Raw genomic sequence first — 4,495 nt, forward strand, 5'->3', positions numbered from 1 at the left:
ATTCTACAAAAAGAGCTCGGGATTGATCCTGAAGCTTCCTTCCAACCTATAATCGCAAGGGTTACCCACCGCAATCTAAGTGCATGGTGGCAAGAACTATCCTTACGAAAAGGAACCAACCAAAAGATATTCCCTGGCATGGGTGTAGTTTTTTCTCATGGAATTGTTGGAAGAATTAAACGATCTGGGTTTAATTCCTCAAAAGTTGAGCTATGCACAAATCCAAATTTTCGAATCGTTGCCCACTTTCAAGGAGATGACAGACCGGTAACTTTTCAGGGTGACGGAATCCTTCCCGGTGGTAAACCCATAGGCGTAGTATTAGATGTACCTCACGACATAACCATTGAAAAAGGCAAACCACTGTTTTTAAAAACATCTGCCCTGGGAGGTACCTTTCCAAGCGGCCTTCATATTGGAACAGTAAGAATGCTCGAGGAAAGTGGGGATGGTCTATTTAAAAATGGTAAAGTTATCTTACATAAAGACCTAGGAAAAGTTCCTGAAGTCTCAGTGCTCAGACCTACTCCCCCTCAAGGAAAACAGGAATAGGAGATGGCTTTAAACCGACTTTTGGGCGTACTTATCTTAGCCAACTTCATATTTATCGTAACCTTATCCTTATTTAATTCGGTAATTGGGAAGTGGGGCTTTTTTCTTTATCTGCCTGGCATTTTTTTTATTCCACACTATCAACTACTCGGATTGAATCGTAGTTTGCCTGCTCTTTTTCTTAGTGGCCTAATCTTCGATCTTTTTTTTAACCATACTCTTGGTTTTCATGCGTTTGCCATGTGCCTAATTTTTCTAATCGCCCGGGAATTTTTGCACTTAGGAAAGCAAAGCTCTATCCAAATTACTATTTTTCAGCTCATTGCCAACCTGATCATGGCCATTCTATGGGCAATACTTTGCACCTCATTCCAACCAAGCCTTGCATCTTGGACATGGACACGTTTTTTGATCGAACTTCCACTATCTATGGTTTTTCTCATTCCACTTTCACTATGGTTTTCTAGCTTTTGTAATAGTTTGATTATGGGAATAAAGCCCACATCTGAAGGACTTCCTTTGCTTAAGAAATGAAGTTTTTTGAGAAATATTTTCCTGAAACTCGACGCTTTCGAATTTTTGCAGGAGTCTACCTTGGTCTTTTTCTTGTTTTATTTGGTTATTTATTTTTTAGGCAAATTTGGGAGCGGGATGCTTACCTGGAAAAAGAGCGTATTCAGGGTCAAAGAAGAATTTTAAAACCGGGAGCTAGAGGAGATGTTGTAGACCGAGAAAATAATCTCTTAATTGGCAATCGTGCACATTATTCAGCTACCCTTCATCTAGAGCTTCTTAATAGAAAAATTTGGGAAGAAAAAGTTAAGCTTCGAAGATTATCTTATTCGATGCGAGAGGAACTCTCTAAAATTCCTCATTTGGATTTAGTCGATTTACTTAACTTTAGCTTTACTAATGATCATGTAAGCAAACGAGCAATTACTCTTAGCGGGAAGGTTATTTCACCCGATAAAAAAGTCGTCGCTTGGATAAACAAAAAGCAATTAAGTGTAAAACAATCAGGGAATTCATGGCTTTGCAGAGTCGAAAAGTCTTTGGCCAAAGAATTCCAGTCTTTTCGAGTTGTTAATTCGGAAAACCACCTAGTTACCGATATTGGTGGTTTGTTTTCTTTGGATTATGATCTGGATTCCCAAGGACTGCCCCTAGCAAAGGTTAATAGTGCAAAGGGTGACCAATCGTGGCTTGGAAATGTTCTCAATGGGACCGAGGATGGGGCTCTTGATTTTTCGGTAAACGGATTTTCACATTCCTGGGAAGCAAGATATACTGTGGTACAAAATTACCTAAGTGAAGTAAATCGCTTAACTGGTCGAAATAGCGAGTTAAGTATGAACGATATTCAAAAACATTGGCGTAGAAAACTCGTTCTTCCTCTGGAAATCTGTGGTGATTTAACGAACGAAGAATATGCAGTTCTAGTAGAGAAACTTCCCCCAGAATCGCCTATTCAGGTTCAAGCAAAAGCGGTTCGGTATTATCCGGAAAGTTACCTTGCTTCTCATGTTTTGGGATATGTGGGCAGTGGCTATGAAGCAAACTTAGATTCACTTGCCGGTGCTGACCTCGCTACTTTTGAACTCCAAGGAAGAACAGGTAAGGCTGGTGTTGAAAAAGCTTTTGACCATCAATTGCGCGGCAAAGACGGTGCGGACATTTGGATCGTCAACCCAATGGGTTCGCGTTTTGAAAGAGTACAAAGGCAAGCGTCCGAAAAAGGAAAGTCTGTCCACCTTACCCTTGATCTCGATCTTCAAAAAGTTGCCGAACAATCAATCGATCGAATGGTTACGAAAGTGGCCAGTCAAAGAATTTTACCAGATCGGGATTGGGCTCGGACTTTGGAGCGCAGAACGAGCCGTGCCCTACTTGGGACGAATGAGACAGAAGTTCGTGCTGAATTACTACTCTCCGCTTTCAAAGATGCCCCTTTCCCCTTAACAGGAAAACAAGCATCAACCGTGGCCGGTTTCAAAGGGACAGAAGAGGATGCTCAAAGACTCCTTAGGCGTCTTTATTCGCAAGGTGTTTTACAAAGGGCGGCAAATAACCCAGGAGCTTTTTCCCTATCTCCCCCCCTTCCGCCCCCTGGTGCTGCTGTTCTTCTAGATTTAGAAACCTTTGAAATTCTTGCTCTTGCCAGTAAACCAAATTACGATCTTAGCAGTTTAACTCCTTATATTTCACAGGCTGCTTATGATGAAATTCAGAGGAATGAGGCTTGGTTACCTCGGGCTTGGCATCCCGGCTATGCTCCGGCATCTCCATTTAAATTAGTAACCGCACTTGCGGGACTAGGAGCCAACACGCTGGACCCGAGCGAAGAATTAAAGTGCGAGGGGATTTACCGGGGTATGAAATGCCATGTACACCCGGGGCAGCATGGAGAATTGAATCTTCGTCAAGCAATTGCTCAGAGCTGCAATGTTTACTTTTTTAGATGTGCAGAAAGGATGGGACATGAGCATTTAATTTCTGAAGCAAGAAGAGTGGGAATGGACCAAAGACCTTTGTTGGATCTCCCATCACTAAGAGACTCACCTATCGTCCCGGATCCGACTTGGAAAAAGAATCGAGTTGGAGTTAATTGGACAATGGAAGATACCTTTAACATATCAATTGGCCAAGGCGGTCTCAGACAAAGTCCACTACAAATGGCTTGTTTTATGGCAAAATTGGCAGCTAATCTTAAGTCTTTCGACCCTAAAATCACGATCAATCCAAAGCCTGAATCAATTCCTTTGGAACCGCTCACAGATGATGCAAGCCGGCAAGCCATCGTTGACGGTATGATCTTGGCTACTAAGGAAGGAACGGCGAGAAGGTGTCAAATTGATGGAGTCTTGGTTGCGGGCAAGACAGGTACAGGGCAATGGCGTAACCACAATATGAAATTAAACCTTGCATGGTTTATCGGTTTTGCTCCGGCAGATTCTCCCAAGGTTGCGGTATCTGTATTAATCGAAGGCGTTATTCCTCAAGACCAAGTACAGGGAGGATTAACCGCTACGCCAATCGCCCGAGACTTACTTGCGGCCTACTTTGCAAAATATCCGAATTCCTTATCATCAATAAAACATAATACCCCCCAAGCCCCCTAAACTATGGTTGCTACTCCATCTACTATGCTTCCATTGGGAACAAAAGCTCCCTCCTTTTCCTTACCCAATGTTTGCACCAATCAATCTATTGATCTTCAGACTGTCGATATTCACAAAGGATGCTTAATTGCATTCGTCTGTAATCACTGCCCTTATGTCATCCACCTCTTAGACCCACTCGTAAGAATGAGTAATGAATGGGTCAAAAAAGGAATCAAAGTTTTTTTGATTTCTTCGAATGATGCGGATAAATATCCGGATGATTCTCCAGTTAAAATGAGAGAACTCGCTGAAAAAAAACAATTTCAATTCCCATACCTCTATGATGAAGATCAATCTGTTGCCTTGGCTTACAGAGCAGCATGCACTCCAGATTTTTTCCTTTTTGATTCCAAGCTTTCTTTATTTTATCGTGGACAGTTTGATGATTCTCGCCCCGGAAATCAACTTGAGGCAACTGGGACTGAACTATCATTGGCCGTTGATAGTCTTTTGCTAAATCAGCCAGCTCCGAAAGTCCAAAAGCCTAGCCTAGGATGTAATTTGAAATGGAAGAGTGGAAACGAACCTGAATATTTTAAGCCCAAAAAATAGTTTTAATTCTCAAATTAAATTAAACACCTTAGTAGAAGGTGTTCTATTTGGTTGTCATCACATAAACACCATCCCAATCCGCTGCTGGAGGGTTTTCTCTCATCACCTTGCAACGATCTATTAAGATCATTGATGGATTGTCTTTCACCCCTGGGGTTACGCCTGGTTTATTTGGTTCCATCCCCTTCGCTTTTTCAAAAAGACCCAAGGCTCCATCCCAATCTTGCAAC

General features: G+C 42.1%; 5 protein-coding genes. 4 read left to right on the forward strand and 1 reads right to left on the reverse strand.

What is annotated here, in order from left to right; genetic code table 11:
- The 4 genes from mreC to ACKPQ4_RS08115 all read left to right on the forward strand — a co-directional run.
- Window positions 1-552, forward strand: a 552-nt coding sequence (mreC, locus tag ACKPQ4_RS08100) for a rod shape-determining protein MreC (RefSeq protein WP_407680683.1), incomplete at its 5' end; no start/stop codon positions are given.
- Window positions 553-555: 3 nt separating this feature from the next.
- Window positions 556-1,086, forward strand: coding sequence for a rod shape-determining protein MreD (gene mreD, locus ACKPQ4_RS08105; protein ID WP_407680684.1), 531 nt, complete (start codon window positions 556-558; stop codon window positions 1,084-1,086).
- A complete protein-coding gene (locus tag ACKPQ4_RS08110) occupies window positions 1,083-3,671 on the forward strand; it encodes a penicillin-binding transpeptidase domain-containing protein (RefSeq protein WP_407680685.1) in 2,589 nt (862 codons plus the stop codon). Before mreD ends, ACKPQ4_RS08110 begins: the two co-directional genes overlap by 4 nt.
- A 3-nt stretch (window positions 3,672-3,674) precedes the next feature.
- Window positions 3,675-4,265, forward strand: coding sequence for a thioredoxin family protein (locus ACKPQ4_RS08115; RefSeq protein WP_407680686.1), 591 nt, complete (start codon window positions 3,675-3,677; stop codon window positions 4,263-4,265).
- Between the two features lie 43 nt (window positions 4,266-4,308).
- Here ACKPQ4_RS08115 and ACKPQ4_RS08120 read toward each other — a convergent pair.
- Window positions 4,309-4,495: hypothetical protein (locus ACKPQ4_RS08120; protein WP_407680687.1), on the reverse strand; the 187-nt coding region annotated here is incomplete at its 5' end.

Source organism: Candidatus Chordibacter forsetii, from assembly GCF_964187505.1.
Lineage (GTDB): Bacteria > Verrucomicrobiota > Verrucomicrobiia > Opitutales > Seribacteraceae > Chordibacter > Chordibacter forsetii.

Bases quoted from the DNA above. Each gene is read 5' to 3' on its own strand.
- mreD (WP_407680684.1), top strand. From the start codon at position 556: ATGGCTTTAAACCGACTTTTGGGCGTACTTATCTTAGCCAACTTCATA.
- ACKPQ4_RS08110 (WP_407680685.1), top strand. From the start codon at position 1,083: ATGAAGTTTTTTGAGAAATATTTTCCTGAAACTCGACGCTTTCGAATT.
- ACKPQ4_RS08115 (WP_407680686.1), top strand. From the start codon at position 3,675: ATGGTTGCTACTCCATCTACTATGCTTCCATTGGGAACAAAAGCTCCC.